The organism is Mesorhizobium sp. M0904, from assembly GCF_040319475.1.
In the GTDB taxonomy this organism is placed as follows: Bacteria; Pseudomonadota; Alphaproteobacteria; order Rhizobiales; family Rhizobiaceae; genus Mesorhizobium.
In genome coordinates this window covers 62,209-78,521 of the sequence record NZ_JAMYOC010000010.1, presented here as the reverse complement: position 1 = coordinate 78,521, position 16,313 = coordinate 62,209, and the positions used below count along the sequence as shown (strand labels likewise).

General features: G+C 62.8%; 17 protein-coding genes. 15 read left to right on the top strand and 2 right to left on the bottom strand.

Annotated features, from left to right (window positions below; genetic code table 11):
• Positions 1 to 59 precede the first annotated feature (59 nt).
• From nagZ to NKH80_RS12600, 10 genes are all read left to right on the top strand, one after another.
• Positions 60 to 1,079, top strand: a complete 1,020-nt coding sequence (gene nagZ / locus NKH80_RS12645; protein ID WP_352505845.1) for a beta-N-acetylhexosaminidase — start codon at positions 60 to 62, stop codon at positions 1,077 to 1,079.
• Positions 1,080 to 1,137: 58 nt separating this feature from the next.
• Entirely contained in the window at positions 1,138 to 1,938 is an 801-nt protein-coding gene (locus tag NKH80_RS12640; RefSeq protein WP_352689972.1) for a segregation and condensation protein A, read from the top strand.
• A complete protein-coding gene (scpB, locus tag NKH80_RS12635; protein ID WP_352689947.1) occupies positions 1,935 to 2,714 on the top strand; it encodes an SMC-Scp complex subunit ScpB in 780 nt (259 codons plus the stop codon). The genes NKH80_RS12640 and scpB overlap by 4 nt, the downstream gene beginning before the upstream one ends.
• A gap of 178 nt (positions 2,715 to 2,892) precedes the next feature.
• Positions 2,893 to 3,114: a twin-arginine translocase TatA/TatE family subunit gene (locus tag NKH80_RS12630; protein ID WP_352505846.1), complete on the top strand. Its 222-nt coding sequence runs from the start codon at positions 2,893 to 2,895 to the stop codon at positions 3,112 to 3,114.
• Between the two features lie 28 nt (positions 3,115 to 3,142).
• A complete protein-coding gene (tatB, locus tag NKH80_RS12625) occupies positions 3,143 to 3,829 on the top strand; it encodes a Sec-independent protein translocase protein TatB (RefSeq protein ID WP_352505848.1) in 687 nt (228 codons plus the stop codon).
• Positions 3,826 to 4,689 carry a twin-arginine translocase subunit TatC gene (tatC, locus tag NKH80_RS12620; protein ID WP_254818322.1) on the top strand — a complete coding sequence of 288 codons (864 nt, stop codon included), beginning with the start codon at positions 3,826 to 3,828 and terminating at the stop codon, positions 4,687 to 4,689. The genes tatB and tatC overlap by 4 nt, the downstream gene beginning before the upstream one ends.
• A gap of 415 nt (positions 4,690 to 5,104) precedes the next feature.
• Positions 5,105 to 6,409: a serine--tRNA ligase gene (gene serS / locus NKH80_RS12615; protein ID WP_352505849.1), complete on the top strand. Its 1,305-nt coding sequence runs from the start codon at positions 5,105 to 5,107 to the stop codon at positions 6,407 to 6,409.
• On the top strand, positions 6,409 to 7,167 hold the full coding sequence (gene surE, locus NKH80_RS12610; protein WP_352505850.1) for a 5'/3'-nucleotidase SurE: 759 nt from the start codon (positions 6,409 to 6,411) through the stop codon (positions 7,165 to 7,167). The genes serS and surE overlap by 1 nt, the downstream gene beginning before the upstream one ends.
• Positions 7,164 to 7,829, top strand: coding sequence for a protein-L-isoaspartate(D-aspartate) O-methyltransferase (locus NKH80_RS12605; protein WP_352479785.1), 666 nt, complete (start codon positions 7,164 to 7,166; stop codon positions 7,827 to 7,829). The genes surE and NKH80_RS12605 overlap by 4 nt, the downstream gene beginning before the upstream one ends.
• Before the next feature lie 263 nt (positions 7,830 to 8,092).
• Positions 8,093 to 9,625: a peptidoglycan DD-metalloendopeptidase family protein gene (locus tag NKH80_RS12600; RefSeq protein WP_352704536.1), complete on the top strand. Its 1,533-nt coding sequence runs from the start codon at positions 8,093 to 8,095 to the stop codon at positions 9,623 to 9,625.
• 97 nt (positions 9,626 to 9,722) lie between these two features.
• Here the strand turns inward: NKH80_RS12600 and NKH80_RS12595 are convergent, their stop codons facing one another.
• Together NKH80_RS12595 and NKH80_RS12590 are read right to left on the bottom strand one after the other, a co-directional pair.
• Positions 9,723 to 10,598 (bottom strand): ATP-binding protein, encoded by an 876-nt coding sequence (locus NKH80_RS12595; RefSeq protein ID WP_352704534.1) that lies wholly within the window; start codon positions 10,596 to 10,598, stop codon positions 9,723 to 9,725.
• 147 nt (positions 10,599 to 10,745) lie between these two features.
• Positions 10,746 to 10,982 (bottom strand): hypothetical protein, encoded by a 237-nt coding sequence (locus NKH80_RS12590; protein WP_254818400.1) that lies wholly within the window; start codon positions 10,980 to 10,982, stop codon positions 10,746 to 10,748.
• Here NKH80_RS12590 and yajC point away from each other — a divergent pair.
• From yajC to NKH80_RS12565, 5 genes are all read left to right on the top strand, one after another.
• On the top strand, positions 10,888 to 11,229 hold the full coding sequence (gene yajC, locus NKH80_RS12585; RefSeq protein WP_352451381.1) for a preprotein translocase subunit YajC: 342 nt from the start codon (positions 10,888 to 10,890) through the stop codon (positions 11,227 to 11,229). The two genes, NKH80_RS12590 and yajC, sit on opposite strands and share 95 nt — an antisense overlap.
• A 76-nt stretch (positions 11,230 to 11,305) precedes the next feature.
• Positions 11,306 to 12,352 (top strand): SecDF P1 head subdomain-containing protein, encoded by a 1,047-nt coding sequence (locus NKH80_RS12580; protein WP_254818329.1) that lies wholly within the window; start codon positions 11,306 to 11,308, stop codon positions 12,350 to 12,352.
• 88 nt (positions 12,353 to 12,440) lie between these two features.
• Positions 12,441 to 14,993: a protein translocase subunit SecDF gene (secDF, locus tag NKH80_RS12575; protein ID WP_352505853.1), complete on the top strand. Its 2,553-nt coding sequence runs from the start codon at positions 12,441 to 12,443 to the stop codon at positions 14,991 to 14,993.
• Positions 14,994 to 15,008: 15 nt separating this feature from the next.
• On the top strand, positions 15,009 to 15,398 hold the full coding sequence (locus NKH80_RS12570; RefSeq protein ID WP_352991796.1) for an Mth938-like domain-containing protein: 390 nt from the start codon (positions 15,009 to 15,011) through the stop codon (positions 15,396 to 15,398).
• Between the two features lie 25 nt (positions 15,399 to 15,423).
• A complete protein-coding gene (locus tag NKH80_RS12565; protein WP_502900942.1) occupies positions 15,424 to 16,251 on the top strand; it encodes a phytoene/squalene synthase family protein in 828 nt (275 codons plus the stop codon).
• Positions 16,252 to 16,313 lie beyond the last annotated feature (62 nt).

Below are 16,313 nucleotides of genomic sequence, written 5' to 3'. Positions count from 1 at the left end.
CCTTTGGAGGCAATTGCGGGCGATTCCCTTTGTCGTCGCGAAGCTCTAAACTGTTCCGCATGACCGAATCAAAATCCATGATCCTCGGCTGCGCCGGGAAATCACTGAGCCGCGACGAGATCCGATTCTACCGCAACGAATGCCCGTGGGGCTTCATCCTGTTTGCGCGCAATATCGGCGAGACCGAGCAGATCCGCGATCTGGTCGCCGCCATGCGCGACTGCGTCGGGCGTGCGGACGCGCCGGTATTCATCGACCAGGAGGGCGGCCGCGTGCAGCGCCTGCGGCCGCCGCTGGCGCCAAACTATCCGGCTGCCGGTGCACTCGGCGCCTTGTGGCGCGACGACCATGACGCCGGCACCCGTGCCGCATGGCTAATGGCGCGGCTGCATGCCTTCGACCTGCTGCGCTACGGCATCACGGCGGATTGCCTGCCGGTGCTCGATGTGCCGATCGAGGGCGCCAGCGACGTCATCGGCGCGCGCGCCTATGGCAAGGAGCCGCGCGCCGTCATCGAATTGGGTCGCGCCGCGGCGGAAGGCCTGATGGCAGGCGGCGTGCTGCCGGTGATGAAGCATATTCCCGGTCATGGAAGGGCCTTCGCCGATACGCATTTCGAACTGCCCACCGTCGATGCCTCGATCGGCGACCTGCAGCGGCATGATTTTGCGCCATTCAGGGAGCTCAACCATTTACCGATGGCGATGACGGCGCATGTCGTCTATAGCGCGATCGACCCGAAGAACCCGGCCACCACATCCGGCAAGGTCATCGAAAAGATCATCCGCGGCGAAATCGGCTTCGACGGTCTGTTGATGAGCGACGACACTTCGATGAAGGCACTTTCTGGGGATTTCCCGTCAAAGGCGGCCGCTATCCTTGCGGCGGGCTGCGATCTGGTCCTTCACTGCAACGGCGTGTTCGAGGAGATGGCCGGCATTGCATCGCGAACGACCGGCCTTGAAGGCAAGTCGTTTGAGCGCGCGGAGCGGGCGCTGACCTATATCAGGAACCGTGACGTTGCGGACGAGACCGAGATTCGGGCCGAATTTGCCAGTTATTTCGACGCGGTAGCCTAGCATCAAAGGAAGCTAAGTGGCGGAAGCATTGGACCTGAAGGCCGGCAAGGCCGCACCGATGGACCGCTTGTGGGCCGAGAACGACGATTCCCGGCTGACCGGCGATCCGGCGTTGGTCGTCGATGTGGCCGGTTTCGAAGGTCCGCTCGATCTTCTGCTGCATCTTGCCCGCAATCAGAAGGTCGACCTGTCGCGCATCTCGATCCTGGCGCTGGCCGAACAGTATCTGGCATTCGTCGAGAAGGTGAGGGCGCTCAGGCTGGAGCTTGCCGCCGACTATCTGGTGATGGCAGCGTGGCTGGCGTTTCTCAAGTCGAAGCTCCTGATCCCCAAGCAGCCCGGCGACGAAGGCGAAAGCGGCGAGGAACTGGCGGCGGTGCTGCAGTTCCGGCTGAAGCGGCTGGAGGCGATGCGCGACGCGGCGGCACGGCTGGTCAACCGCAACCGGCTCGGACGCGACGTGTTTGCACGCGGCATGCCGGAGATGGTGATCGTCGAGAGGCGCAATGCCTATTCGGCCTCGCTCTATGACCTGTTGACCGCCTATGCCCAGCAGCGCCAGAAGCAGGCGATCACCAATGTGACGATTGCCAGGCGCGGCGTGTGGTCGCTCAAGGATGCGCGCGACGTGCTGACCAGGCTGATCGGGTCGCTGCGCGACTGGACGGCGCTCGACAGTTTCCTGGTCGAATATCTGGCCGGCCCGGAAGACCGGCGCACCGCGGTTGCCAGCTCGTTTGCCGCGACACTGGAACTGGTGCGCGAAGGCAAGATGGAAATGCGGCAGGACCAGGTGTTCGCGCCGCTTTATCTGCGCGGCCGCGCCCAGGCCATCAAGATAGTCGAGGTGACATCATGAGCGAACGCGCCAACGCTTCGATCATTCCGTTCAAGGTCGAGGACGACGCCGAGCAAGGCGCGGTCGCCGAGAATCCGGCACAAAATCAGGGGCAAAATTTGTCGCGGAATCCTGGCGAGCGGCTGCATATAGCGGAGGCCGTACGGATGGCCGAGGCGATCGTATTCGCCAGCGCCGAGCCGGTCAGCGAAAAACAGCTCACTTCGCGACTGCCCGACGGCATCAACATTGCCGCGGCAATGGCCGAACTGCAGCAGATCTATGCGCGGCGCGGCGTCAATCTGGTGCGCGTCGGCGATGCGTGGGCGTTTCGCACCGCCGGCGACCTCGCCTTCCTGATGAGCCGTGACACGGTGCAGCAGCGCAAACTGTCCCGCGCTGCCCTCGAAGTGCTGGCGATCATCGCCTACCACCAGCCGGTAACGCGCGCCGAGATCGAGGACATCCGCGGCGTCGAGACGTCAAAGGGGACGCTCGACACGCTGATGGAGACCGAATGGGTGAGGATGCGCGGCCGGCGCCGCACGCCCGGCCGTCCCGTCACCTATGGCACGACCGATATTTTCCTCGACCATTTCGCACTGGAGGAGATACGCGATCTCCCCGGCATGGAGGAATTGAAGGGTGCGGGGCTGCTGTCCGGCCGTATGCCGTCGAATTTCTCGGTGCCGCTGCCGCCGGCCGACCCCGATGCGCTCACCGACGACGAGGATCCGCTGACCGATATCGACCTCGAGGAACTCGGCCTTTTGACGCCGCGCGTCACGGAAGATTGAGCCAAGCGCCATCTTAAAGCCACAGGCAGGATGGAACTGCGCCGATTGGTAGCGGGCCGCTGTGCCGAAAGTGCGTGACTTCGGCCACTCATTCATGAACTCTGTCGCAGTTCTGTTTGAATCCGAACCCGAAAGCGCATAGATCAGCGTCTGGGAAACCGTTCGAGAGAGATTTGCTATGGGTTCATTTTCGATTTGGCACTGGATGATCGTTCTGGTGATCGTGCTGCTGGTCTTCGGCCGCGGCAAGATCCCCGAGCTGATGGGCGACATGGCCAAGGGCATCAAGAGCTTCAAGAAGGGCATGGCGGACGACGACGCTGCCGACGACAAGCGTACCGTCGAACACCGTGCCGACGAAACCGTTTCGGTACCGAAGGAAAAGGCCAGCAAAGGCTGAGCCCAAACTTTAGTCGGAACGTATAGCCATGTTCGAAGTCGGCTGGACCGAGATGCTGGTGATCGCGATCGTCATGATCGTGGTCGTCGGGCCCAAGGATTTGCCCAACATGCTGCGCACCTTCGGTCGCACGACGGCGAAGCTGCGCGCCATGGCGTCCGATTTCCAGCGGCAGTTCAACGACGCGTTGAAGGAAGCCGAACTCGACGACGTCAAGAAGTCGGTCGATTCGCTGAGAAGTCTCAATCCGGCAGCCGAGATCAGGAAGCAGCTCAATCCATTCGAACAGGCCGCCGCCGACGTCCGTTCCGGCGTCGACGCCGTGATGAAACCCAAGCCGGCCGTCGATGCCGCCGCTTCGACGGAGCAGGCAGCCGAGCCGCTGAACAACGGCGCAACGACGATGCCGGGCGTCAGCCCGCCGGAGCCGACGCCGGCCACGCCGATCTTTCCGGCGATGACGGACGAGTCCGTCGTGGCGCCGGCCGTGCAGGCGCAAACGGCTGCGGCGGCAGTGCCGCAAAAAGCATCTACGGCAAGGAAGAAGCCGGCGCCCGCGAAAGCCGCGGCCGCCGCGCCGGCCAAGCCGGCAAAGACCGCTGCGCCAAAGGCCGCCGCAAAAGCTGAGCCGAAACCGCAGTCGCCAGCAGCGAAGAAGCCGGCGTCAGCAGCGAAGAAGCCGGCCGCCAGGAAAACGGCGGGAGCCGCCAAGTGAGCGTTTCGGACAAGGAAAAGGACGAGATCGAAAAATCGTCGGCTCCGCTGATGGAGCACCTGATCGAGCTGCGCCGGCGCCTGATCTGGTCGATCGGCGGTTTTTTTGTTGCCTTCCTGGTCTGCTTCTTTTTCGCCAAGCGGCTGTTCAACCTTCTGGTCATTCCGTTCAAATGGGCCACGCAATGGGCTGGGCTCGACCCGCACAAGGTCGAGCTGATCTATACGGCGCCACAGGAATTCTTCTTTACCCAGGTCAAGCTCGCCATGTTCGGCGGCATGGTCATAGCCTTTCCGCTGATCGCCACGCAGATCTACAAATTCATCGCGCCCGGCCTCTACAAGAACGAACGCAATGCCTTCCTGCCGTTCCTGATCGCCTCGCCGATCCTGTTCCTGATGGGCGCGTCGCTGGTCTATTTCTTCTTCACGCCGATGGTGATGTGGTTCTTCCTCGCAATGCAGCAGACCGGCACCAATGACCAGGTGCAGATTTCGCTGCTGCCGAAAGTGTCCGAATATCTCAGTCTGATCATGACGCTGATCTTCTCCTTCGGCCTGGTGTTCCAGTTGCCGGTAGTGACAAGCCTGATGACGCGGGTCGGCATGCTGTCGTCCACGGCCCTTGCCGAGAAGCGCAAATGGGCCATCGTCATCGCCTTCGTCGTGGCGGCGGTGCTGACGCCGCCCGACCCGATGAGCCAGATCGGCCTCGCCATTCCGACGATCCTGCTCTACGAGGTCTCGATCTGGTCGGCCCGGCTGATCGAACGCAGCAAGGAGCGCGACCGTGTGGCTCGCGAAAAACAGGACGCCACGGAAGAGGTGGCCGACAAGCCGGCGGACGCGTCTTCGACGTAGGTTCGGTTGAAGCGGACAGCATCTTTCTTCCGGCCGCTGCAACTTTGTTCTTGCTTTGTGCCGGCAGCTATGCTACTAATTTGGCTATGGTGCCAATTGGCTCCAAAAACCCGCCCACTCAGGGCGGGTTTTTTTGTTTCTTCCTTTTGAAGTTCCGGTGTTGCCGCCTGAGGTCGGCGGGACAGCGCCCCCCTCTGTCCTGCCGGACATCTCCCCCACTTGGGGGGAGATTGGCAACTTCGCCGATGGCTTGCTTTTTCAGCGCCGGAGATTGGCGAAAGCCGCAGTGACGGCCGATCTCCCCACCCGTGGGGGAGATGTCCGGCAGGACAGAGGGGGGCGCGAAGGAACTCTGCCTTGACGCCTTGCATCGATGCGGTTTACCCCCTCTGGCCTACTCAAGGACGAACAGACCATGCTTGACATCAAATGGATTCGCGACAACCCGAAGGCCCTTGTCGAAGCGCTCCAGAAGCGCTCGTGGTCGGCTGAGGATGCGCGGTCCACGGTCGACGACTTGATCGCGGCGGATGAGGCGCGGCGCGAGCATCTGACCGAGCTGCAGGCCAGACAAGAACGCCGCAACGCCGCCTCGAAGGAGATCGGCAATGCCATGCGCTCGGGCGACGCCGCTCTTGCCGAAAGGCTGAAGGCCGAGGTCGGCGAGATCAAGGCCTTCATCCAGAATGGCGAGGCGCGCGAGCGCGAGCTCGACAAGGCGCTGAACGATGTGTTGGCTGTGCTGCCAAACGTGCCGTTCGACGACGTGCCGGTCGGCAAGGACGAGCACGACAACGTCGTCAAGCGCGTCGTCGGCGAGGTGCCGACGCGGCCGAACTGGGTGAAGGAGCATTTCGAGATCGGCGAAGCGCTCGGCATGATGGATTTCGAGCGGGCAGCACGGCTTTCCGGCTCGCGCTTCACCGTACTCAAAAGCGGCCTGGCGCGGATGGAACGCGCGCTCGGCCAGTTCATGCTGGATCTGCACACCACCGAGCACGGCTATGTAGAGATCCAGCCGCCGTTGATGGTGCGCGACGAGGTGCTTTTCGGAACCGGGCAACTGCCGAAATTCGAGGAGGATTTATTCTTCGTTCGGCACGGGGACGGCAGGCTTGGCCTGATCCCAACCGCCGAAGTGCCGCTCACCAATCTCGTTCGCGACGAGATCACGCCGCACGAAAAACTGCCGCTGCGCTATACGGCGCTGACGCCGTGCTTCCGCTCCGAGGCGGGCTCGGCCGGGCGCGACACGCGCGGCATGCTGCGCCAGCACCAGTTCTACAAGGTCGAACTGGTGTCGATCACCGACCAGGAGACTTCGGTTGCCGAGCATGAGCGCATGACCGAATGCGCCGAGGAGGTGCTGAAGCGGCTCGGCCTGCCGTTCCGCACCGTGACGCTGTGCACCGGCGACATGGGCTTTGGTGCGCGCAAGACCTACGACATCGAGGTCTGGCTGCCCGGCCAGAATGCCTATCGCGAGATATCGTCGTGCTCGGTATGCGGCGATTTCCAGGCGCGGCGCATGGACGCCCGCTACAAGGACAAGGACGGCAAGGGCAACCGCTTCGTCCACACGCTGAACGGTTCGGGCACCGCCGTCGGCCGCGCTCTCATTGCCGTCATCGAAAATTACCAGAACGAGGACGGCAGCGTAACCATTCCTGAAGCGCTTCGGCCTTACATGGGCGGTCTGGAAAAGATCGAATCGACATAATGCGCATCCTTCTGACCAACGACGACGGCATCCATGCCGAGGGCCTTGCATCACTCGAACGCATCGCGCACACGCTGTCGGACGACGTCTGGGTGGTGGCACCGGAACAGGATCAGTCCGGCTATGCGCATTCGCTGTCGATCTCGGAGCCGCTGCGGCTCAGGAAAATCGGCGAAAAGCACTTTGCGGTGCGCGGCACGCCGACCGACTGCGTCATCATGGGCGTGAAGAAGATCCTGCCCGAAGCGCCTGACCTGATCCTGTCCGGCGTCAATTCCGGGGCCAACATCGCCGACGACGTCACCTATTCGGGCACGGTCGCCGGCGCCATGGAAGGCGCGCTGCTCGGCGTGCGCTCGATCGCCATCAGCCAGGCCTATTCCTATGTCGGCGAGGACCGCGTCGTTCCCTACGAGACCGCCGAAGCGCTGGCGCCGGCGCTGCTCGAAAAGCTCGTCGCCATGCCGTTGCCGGACGGCGTGCTGCTCAACGTCAATTTTCCGAATTGTACGCCGGAAGAGATCGCCGGAACTGTGGTTACTTCGCAGGGCAAGCTGGTCCACAGCCTGTGGGTCGACGAGCGGCGCGACGGGCGCGGCTTGCCTTACTACTGGCTGCGCTTCGGCCGCGAGCCGGTCGAGGGCAAGCAAGGCACCGACCTCCATGCCTTGCGCAATCGGCTGGTGTCGGTGACGCCGCTGCAGCTCGATCTCACCGCGCATGAAATCCGCGATCAACTGGCCAAGGCGCTCGCATGAACTCAAACCACGCTGCAACGGTCGACGAGCGCGAAGGTTTCGCTGCCTTCCTGCTTCGCCTGCGCGGCAGGGGCACGGTGCCGAAGGCGCTGATCGCCGCCTTTGAGGCGACGCCGCGGCGCGGCTTTCTGTCTCCGCATTTTCACTCCATAGCCTGGTCGGACCGTATGCTGCCGATCGAATGCGGCGAGGCCATCGAAGGCGCCGACCTGCAGGCGGCGGTGATCGCGGCACTTGCGATCGAGCCGGGCAACCGCGTGCTCGAGATCGGCACCGGGTCGGGCTACACGGCGGCGGTGATGTCGCGGCTTGCCGCGCGGATCGTCACCATCGACCGTTACAAGACGCTGGCCGAACAGGCCCGGCAGCGCCTTGAGGCACTCGCGATCGGCAATGTCATCGTGCGTCAGGCGGACGGTTCCAACGGACTGGCCAACGAAGCGCCGTTCGACCGCATCGTTGCCTGGGCGGCCTTCGACAGCCTGCCGCGCTTTCTCCTCGATCAATTGTCGAGCGGCGGCATCGTCATCGCGCCGATCGGACCCGACGAGGGCGAGCAGGTGCTGGCCAAGCTTACCAAGGTCGGCAGCCGCTTCGAACGCGAGGATATCGGCCTGGTGCGCCTGCAGCCGATCCTGCACGGTGTCGCCGCAGTGATCTAGGCTGTGTCGATATTCAGGTGAGGTCGGCCTGCAAATGGCGGTTTCCTCCGCTTCCGGTGCTCATGTACCCAAAAGTACGCTCCGCTCCGGTTCTCGGAACCTACCATTTTCGGCTCGGCCTGACCTGAATCTCGGCACACCCGGCGCCCGGATCCTGGAATATTTTAAGAAAATTTGCGCCTGATTCTACAGGTTTAACCGACCGGTAACATTAACGCGCTTTAATCACACTCAGTTGTACCGGGTCTGTGCGGGTTAGTGCGATGCAATTCAGTGTTTTGAAGGCAAACGGACGCAATCTGGCGCGTGGCTGCGCCGTCCTCATGATCGCAGGCGCTGCGACGGGGTGTAGTTCCCAGGTGGCGCGGTTCAACAGCGTCGACGACGTGTTCACCGCCTCGACCAACAACCAGCGCGCCATCATCGACAAGCAGGATGCTGCCCAGCCCTATCCGGGCGATGTTGCGGCCGCGCCGATCGACGGCAGCCACACCCAGTCGGTCAGCCGCTCAAGCCTCGAACCGGTCACGGCGCAGCAATTGCCACCGCCGGCTCCCGCCCTGGCACCTGCCGCCCGGCCGGTGCGTACCGCTGCCGCGCCGGCCCTGGCGCCTGCCGCTCCTCGTGTCGACAGGACGGCAACCGGCACCGTCGCTCCGGCGGCAAGGCCGTTCAAGAACGCCGAGCCCGACGCGCCGCGCATGGCGACGGCCGCCGGCGCGCCGCATGCAACCGAGATCGTCGTCAAGGACGGCGAGACCATTTCCGGCCTGTCACGGCGCTACGGCGTGCCGGCCGATGCCATCATGAAAGTCAACGGGCTGAGCGCGACCAAGGGGCTGAAGACCGGCCAGAAGCTCGTCATCCCGGCCTATGCGTATTCGAGCAACGGCGCCGCGCCGAAAGTCGCCGACGCCAAGCCCGCGAACGGCACCAGGCACGACCAGCCGGCCGAGGCGCCGGCGAAGGTGGCCGTGCTGCCGCAGCAACCGAAGCTCAGGGAAGGCAAGTCTGCCGCGCAGGTGGACGCCTCGGCTGCCGCGAGCCAGCCGAAGGATGGAAAGACTGCGGCGAAGGTGGCTTCGGCGACGGCCAAACCGGCCGGTGCCGGCGGCACTTACACGGTTCAGCAAGGCGATACGCTGTCCGCCATTGCCAGAAAGACCGGCGTCGGCGTCGTTGCGCTGAAGCAGGCGAACGGCATGCAGGATGGACTGCTCAAGATCGGCCAGACCCTGAAAGTGCCGGCAGGCGGAACCGCTGTCGTCGCCGGCGTGAAGCCGGCAAAGGTCGATCCGGTGACGACGGCCACCACCCAGCCGCCGGCCAAGGCCACGCCGACGCAGACGCTCGCCTCCTACACGCCGCCGAAGAAGGATGCGAAAGTCATCCAGCAGGCCGAGGACGACGATGCGGTGGCGCCGGACGCGACCGGCATCGGCAAGATGCGCTGGCCGGTGCGCGGCCGCGTGATCTCAAGCTTCGGCGGCGGCAAGGACGGCGTCGACATTGCCGTGCCCGAGGGGACGCCGGTCAAGGCGGCTGAAAACGGTGTCGTCATCTATGCCGGTGACGGCCTCAAGGAATTCGGCAACACGGTGCTGGTGCGGCACGAAAACGGTCTGGTCACCGTCTACGGCCACGCCAGCTCGATCGAGGTGCAGCGCGGCCAGAAGGTCAAGCGCGGCCAGGAAATCGCCCTGTCCGGCATGAGCGGCACCACCGACTCGCCGAAACTGCATTTCGAAGTGCGCAAGAACTCGGCGCCGGTCGATCCTTCGACCTATCTCGAATAGACGACGAAAAGCGATTTGCGGGCCACCTGACCTTCAGCCCGCCGAGGAAGTCCGCTCCGCAAGGTGCGGGCTTCTTCTGCTGTTAGCCCTTGAGCGGCTAATCCTTCAGCGGCTTGCCGAGCCTGCCGGCCAGATCCTGGGTGAACTGCCAGGCGACGCGGCCCGAACGGCTGCCGCGCGTCGTCGCCCATTCCAGCGCCTCGGCGCGCAGCGTCTCGGGATCGATGGCGAGATCGTGATGGCGGACATAGCCGTCGATCATGTCGAGATATTCGTCCTGCGAACATTTGTGGAAGCCAAGCCACAGGCCGAAGCGGTCCGACAGCGAAACCTTCTCCTCGACCGCTTCGGACGGATTGATCGCCGTCGAGCGCTCATTGTCGATCATGTCGCGCGGCAACAAATGCCGCCGGTTCGAGGTGGCGTAGAAGATCACGTTGGCCGGGCGGCCCTCGACGCCGCCTTCAAGCGCTGCCTTCAGCGATTTATAGGACGTGTCGTCATGGTCGAATGACAGGTCGTCGCAAAACAGGATAAAGCGTAAGGGCGCTGCCTTCAGCAGGCTCATCAGCTTCGGAAGCGTGTCGATGTCTTCGCGATGGATCTCGATGAGCTTGAGCGGCAGGTCGAGCTTGGTCGAAGCGTTGACCGCGGCGTGCACGGCCTTGACCAGCGACGATTTGCCCATGCCGCGCGCGCCCCACAACAGCACGTTGTTGGCGGCATAGCCGGAGGCGAAGCGCTCGGTGTTGTCGACCAATATGTCGCGGACGCGGTCGACCCCGCGGATCAGGCCGATGTCGACGCGGTTGACCTTGAGCACCGGCTCCAGATAGCCGGGATCGGCCTGCCAGACGAAGCAATCGGCGTCGCCGAGGTCGGTTTGCGGCACCGGCGGCGGCGCGAGGCGGGCGATCGCCTCGATCAGACGGTCGAGCTTCTGGCTCAGGATATCGATGGTGCTGTCGGTCATCTCTTGTCTTTTTGTTCGCATTCGGGACGGTGCGGCAGGCCAACCTACCTGATTTCAGCGGTTTCGAAACTCGTCCCAAGCATTTGTTCGGGCATCATCTTTTGCGAAAACCGAGCGTCGCTTTTCGGGATCACCCTCTAACACGGCTCACCAGGCCGGAAAAGCAGCCGATTTGCCCGGCCGCGCAGTTGCATTGGCAACGTTACCGACTATATTCCGGCCAAATTTGGCGGGGCCGTCAAATTCCCAGAACGGTTTGCGGCTGTTTTTAAAATTCAGGAGTACCTCGATGTTCGTGACACCGGCATACGCCCAAGGCATCGGCGGGGACTCGTCCGCAATGTTTATCCAGATCGTGCCGTTTGCTCTGATTTTCGTGATCATGTATTTTCTGATCATCCGGCCGCAGCGCACGCAGCTGAAGAAGCGCGGCGAGATGCTGGCGGCGGTTCGCCGCGGCGACACCGTTGTCACCGGTGGCGGCTTGGTCGGCAAGGTAACCAAGGTGATCGACGACAACGAGCTCGAGATCGACCTTGGCGGCGGTACCAAGGTGACGGCGCTGCGCTCGACGATCGCCGACGTGCGCGTCAAGGGCGAGCCGGTGGCGAACCAGAACGCCAAGAAATAACCGAATTGTCGGCGGAACGATCCGCGGGCAGGGCTCTGACGAACGACGGCATATGTTCCACCTTTGGCGCCTGAAGATGATCCTGAAGTGGCTTGCCTTGGCCGGCACGGTTGTCTTCCACGCGACTAATATCTTCGCCGCCGGTTTGCATACCACGCGACCCGAATGGCTTGCCGAAAGCCAGTCAATAGTTGAAGCAAGCCAGCAGGATGGTCCACACATCCTGCTCAGGTTGGATGTGACCGACGTGATCGAGGGCCGGCTGAAAGCGACACGCGACGAGGTCCGGTCGCTGCTACGCGAAGCAAGGATCGGCTATACCGGCCTTGCCAGTTCGGCTCGGACCGTTCAGGTGCACATAACAGATCCGGCTCAGCTTGACCTCGCCAAGGCGGCAATCAAAACGGTGACCGATCCTGTCGCGGACAGCGGCGTCCAGGAAATGACCCTGGACGACAGTGAGCCCGGCCTGCTCAAATTCACCGTAACGGATGCAGGTTTGAAGTATCGAACTTCGGCCGCGCTTGCACAGTCGGTTGAAGTCATCAAAGATCGTATCCGCGACCTGGGCGCCACCCACCCGGTGGTTCGGTCAACGAATGAAGACGGCATATTGGTCCGCACGTCGGGCGTTGCCGATCCGCAAAGGCTAGGACAAATTCTCACCCGGCCCGGTCACCTGAGCTTCCAACTCGTTGATCTGTCGATGCCAGTCGACGAGGCAATCAGCGGCCGCCCGCCCGTCGGCTCGGCGGTTTTTTATTCGATGGACGATCCTCCGGTTCCCTACTTGATCGAAAATCGGGTTATCCTTTCAGGTAAAAATGTGCTGGATGCGCAAGCAACCCGCAATTTGGCGACCGATGAACGCGTCGTCTCATTCCGACTTGATTCCCGGGGTACGGCGCGTTTCAAATGGGCTACGACGCAATATATCGGCAAGCCGTTTGCGGTTATATTAGACGATAAGGTTATTTCGGCGCCTGTTATCCGAGAGCCCATTGAAGGCGGCACCGGTCAGATATCGGGAAATTTCACCGCTGAAAGCGCCAATGACCTCGCCCTGCTGCTGCGCACCGGCCCCTTGCCAGCAAGATTGACAATCGCCGAGGAAGCACGATAGGGCCGGCCGTGGTCAGAATTAGAAATATGCCCGCAAACCGACCGATGGCGGAATGCTGCCGCTTGTACGCCTGAACGGATAAGAACTGATGCTTTATTTTTCGCGCTTCAAGATGATCCTGATCTGGCTGGCCGTGGCCGCCACAGTGGTCCTCGCTGCGCCCAACCTCTTTTCCGCCAGCACGCTGGCCAAGCTGCCCGACTGGGTGCCGAAGCGACAGATGACGCTCGGCCTCGACCTGCAGGGCGGCTCGCACATCCTGCTCAGGATGGATCCGAACGATCTGATCAAGGATCGGCTGGAGACGACGCGCGACGAAATCAGGACGCTGCTGCGTGACGCCAAGATCGGCTATACCGGCCTTTCCGGAACGGGCCGCACGGTGCAGGTCCGCATCACCGATCCCGCACAGATCGACGCTGCCAAGACAGCCTTGAAACCATTGACCAATCCGGTGGCCGCAGGCCTGTTCAGCGGCGGCTCCATCCAGGAGATGACGCTGGATGATTCCGAGCCCGGCCTGCTCAAATTCTCCGTCACCGATGCGGGAATCAAATATCGCACCTCGACGGCGCTGACGCAGGCGATCCAGGTTGTCGAGCGTCGTGTCAACGAACTCGGCACCACCGAGCCGATCGTGCAGCGCCAAGGCGACGACCGTATCCTGGTGCAGGTGCCTGGTCTGCAGGATCCGCAACGGCTGAAGGAAATTCTTGGCCAGACTGCCAAGCTGACCTTCCAGATGGTCGACCAGTCGATGCCGGTGCAGGATGCGCTGAACGGCCGGCCGCCGCCGGGATCCTCGGTGCTGTATTCGCAGGACGATCCGCCGGTTCCGTACCTGATCGAGAACCGCGTCATCGTTTCGGGTGAAAACCTCGTCGATGCCCAGGCGACGTTCAATTCCCAGACCAACGAGCCGGTTGTTTCGTTCCGGTTCGATTCGAAAGGGGCGCAGCGGTTCGGCCAGGCGACGGCACAGAATGTCGGCAAGCTGTTTGCCATCATCCTCGACAATCAGGTGATTTCGGCGCCGCAGATCCGTGAACCGATCCCCGGCGGTACCGGCCAGATATCGGGAAATTTCACCGCCGAGAGCGCCAACGACCTCGCCGTGCTGCTGCGCGCCGGCGCCTTGCCAGCGACGCTGACGGTAATCGAAGAGCGGACGGTGGGGCCGGGACTTGGCCAGGACTCCATCCATGCCGGCAAGGTCGCCGGCATCATCGGGTCGATCCTGGTGGTGGCATTCATGTTCGTCGCCTACGGTTTCCTCGGCTTCCTCGCCAACATCGCGCTGGCGGTGCATGTGGCGATGATCGTCGGGCTGCTGTCGCTGCTTGGAGCGACACTGACCCTCCCCGGTATCGCCGGTATCGTGCTGACCATCGGCATGGCGGTCGATTCGAACGTTCTCATCTATGAACGCATCCGCGAGGAGCGACGTGCCGGCCGCTCGGTCATTCAGGCAATCGATACCGGTTTCAGCAAGGCGCTGGCGACCATCGTCGATTCCAACGTGACCTCACTGATCGCGACCGTGGTGCTGTTCTGGCTCGGAACCGGGCCGGTGAAGGGCTTTGCCGTCACCTATGCCATCGGCATCCTGACCACGGTCTTCACCGCCTTCACCTTCACACGCCTGCTCGTGTCGATCTGGCTTCGCCGCGCCCGTCCGAAGGAGTTGCCGCGGGCGCCTGTGACGTTCATTCCACCAGGCACGAAAATTCCGTTCATGGGTATCCGCCGCTGGACGTTCACACTGTCCAGCGTGCTTTCGGTGCTGTCGGTCATCGGCTTCATGACCATCGACATAAATTACGGCATCGATTTCAAGGGCGGCTCACTGATCGAGGTGCAGTCCAAGGTCGGCAATGCCGATCTGGCCGACATCCGCGGCAGGCTGACGGAACTTAATATCGGCGAGGTGCAGGTTCAGCAGTTCGGCGAACCGAACGACGTGCTGATCCGCGTCGGCACGCAGGCGGGCGGCGAGAACGCTGAGCAGACCGTCATCGACAAGGTGCGCGGCGAGCTGCAGGACCAGTATGATTTCCGCCGCGTCGAAGTGGTGGGGCCGACGGTCTCGGGCGAGCTTGCAAAGCAAGGCACCATCGCCATGCTTATCGCGCTGCTCGGCATCCTGATCTATGTCTGGTTCCGCTTCGAATGGCAGTTCGCGGTCGGCGCCATCGTTGCGACCGTGCACGACGTGGTCATGACGATCGGCTTCTTCGTCATCACCGGCCTGGAATTCAACCAGTCGTCGCTGGCGGCGATCCTCACCATCATCGGTTATTCGCTCAACGATACGATCGTCGTCTATGACCGCGTTCGCGAGGATCTGCGAAAATACAAGCGAATGCCGCTGCCGCAATTGCTGAACAACGCCATCAACGAGACGCTGTCGAGGACGACGCTGACCTCGGTGACGACGATCCTGGCGCTGCTGGCGCTGGTACTGTTCGGCGGCGAGGTGATCCGCTCGTTCACAATGGCGATGCTGTTCGGCGTCGTGTTCGGCACTTATTCGTCGATCTTTATCGCCGCGCCACTGCTTATCCTGTTCAAGCTGCGGCCGCAGGCCACAGCGTCCGATGAGGAAAAGCCGGTGGGCGGCGGCAAAGCCATAGCTACCTGACGGCTTGCCTCAAAAGTGGCCAAGGGCATCGTCATCCGCGAGGCGCATTTCCCAGGCCGCGCACCGATCGAGGCTTACGGCAATGGCGGTTTCCGCTTTGCCGACATGTCGCATCGCGGCTCGCTGCTGTGCCTGCCTTCTGGCATCTATGGCTGGGAGCCGGCCGATCCGTTGGCGCTGACGGCAGCGGATTTCGTCAAGCTGTTCAACGAGGCCGCCAAGGTTGAGATCCTGCTGATCGGCAGCGGCAAGGATCTGAGGCCATTGCCTGCAGCGCTGCGGGCCGCGCTGAAAGAAGCGGGCATTTCCGCTGATCCGATGTCGACGGGGGCGGCGGTGCGGACCTATAATGTGCTGCTGGCGGAAGATCGCGCCGTGGCCGCAGCGCTCATCGCCGTCGACTGACGTGGCCGAAAACACCAAACTCGTCATGGACACGGTGCGTGCCGCCGACCATGACCGCTATCTCAGCGTGCTCTACGCGCCCGACAACAAGCGCGACGCGCTGTTTTCGCTCTATGCCTTCAACGCCGAAGTCGCCGGCATACGCGATCGCATCCACGAGGCGCTGCCGGGCGAGGTGCGGCTGCAATGGTGGCGAGACGTGATCGCCGCCGAAGAGGATCGGGCAAAGGTCGGCCATCCCGTGGCGGACGCGCTGAGGACGGCGATTTCCGCCCACCGCCTGCCTAAGGCCGCCTTCGAGAACATGCTCGAAGCGCGCATCTTCGATCTCTATGACGATCCGATGCCGTCGCGCACCGATCTCGAAGGCTATTGCGGCGAGACTGCCGCAGCACTCATCCAGCTTGCGGCGATGGTGCTCGATCCGGTCCAAGCACCACGCTTTGCCGAACTTGCCGGCAGGGCAGGTTGTGCGCAGGCGATGACCGGTCTCCTGCTTCTGCTGCCGCTGCATCGCAAGAGGGGACAGTGCTTTGTCCCGGCCGATATTTTGGCGGCGGCGGGATCGTCGCCGCAAGAGTTCGTTACAGGTGACGGCGGGCCGGGCGCGGAACGCGCCGTTGCCGCGATGATCGCGCTGGCACGCGAGCATCTTTCCGCTTTCGAGCAGGGGGCGTTCGCTCTGCCGGTTTCACTGCGCCCGGCCTTTCTGCCGCTGGCTCTGACGGGCGCCTATCTCGACAAGATGGACGGCTCCCGCCATTCACCGCTTGATGGCGCGGTGCGGCTTTCGGCCTTGCGCCGGCATTGGCTCTTGTTCCGGCGTGCGACGCAAGGCTGGCCGGCTGTGTGAAGGCTGATTGCTAATGAGGAAATCCGGCCTGCGGCGAGCATCGGCCCGGCTGAGTAGTTTCC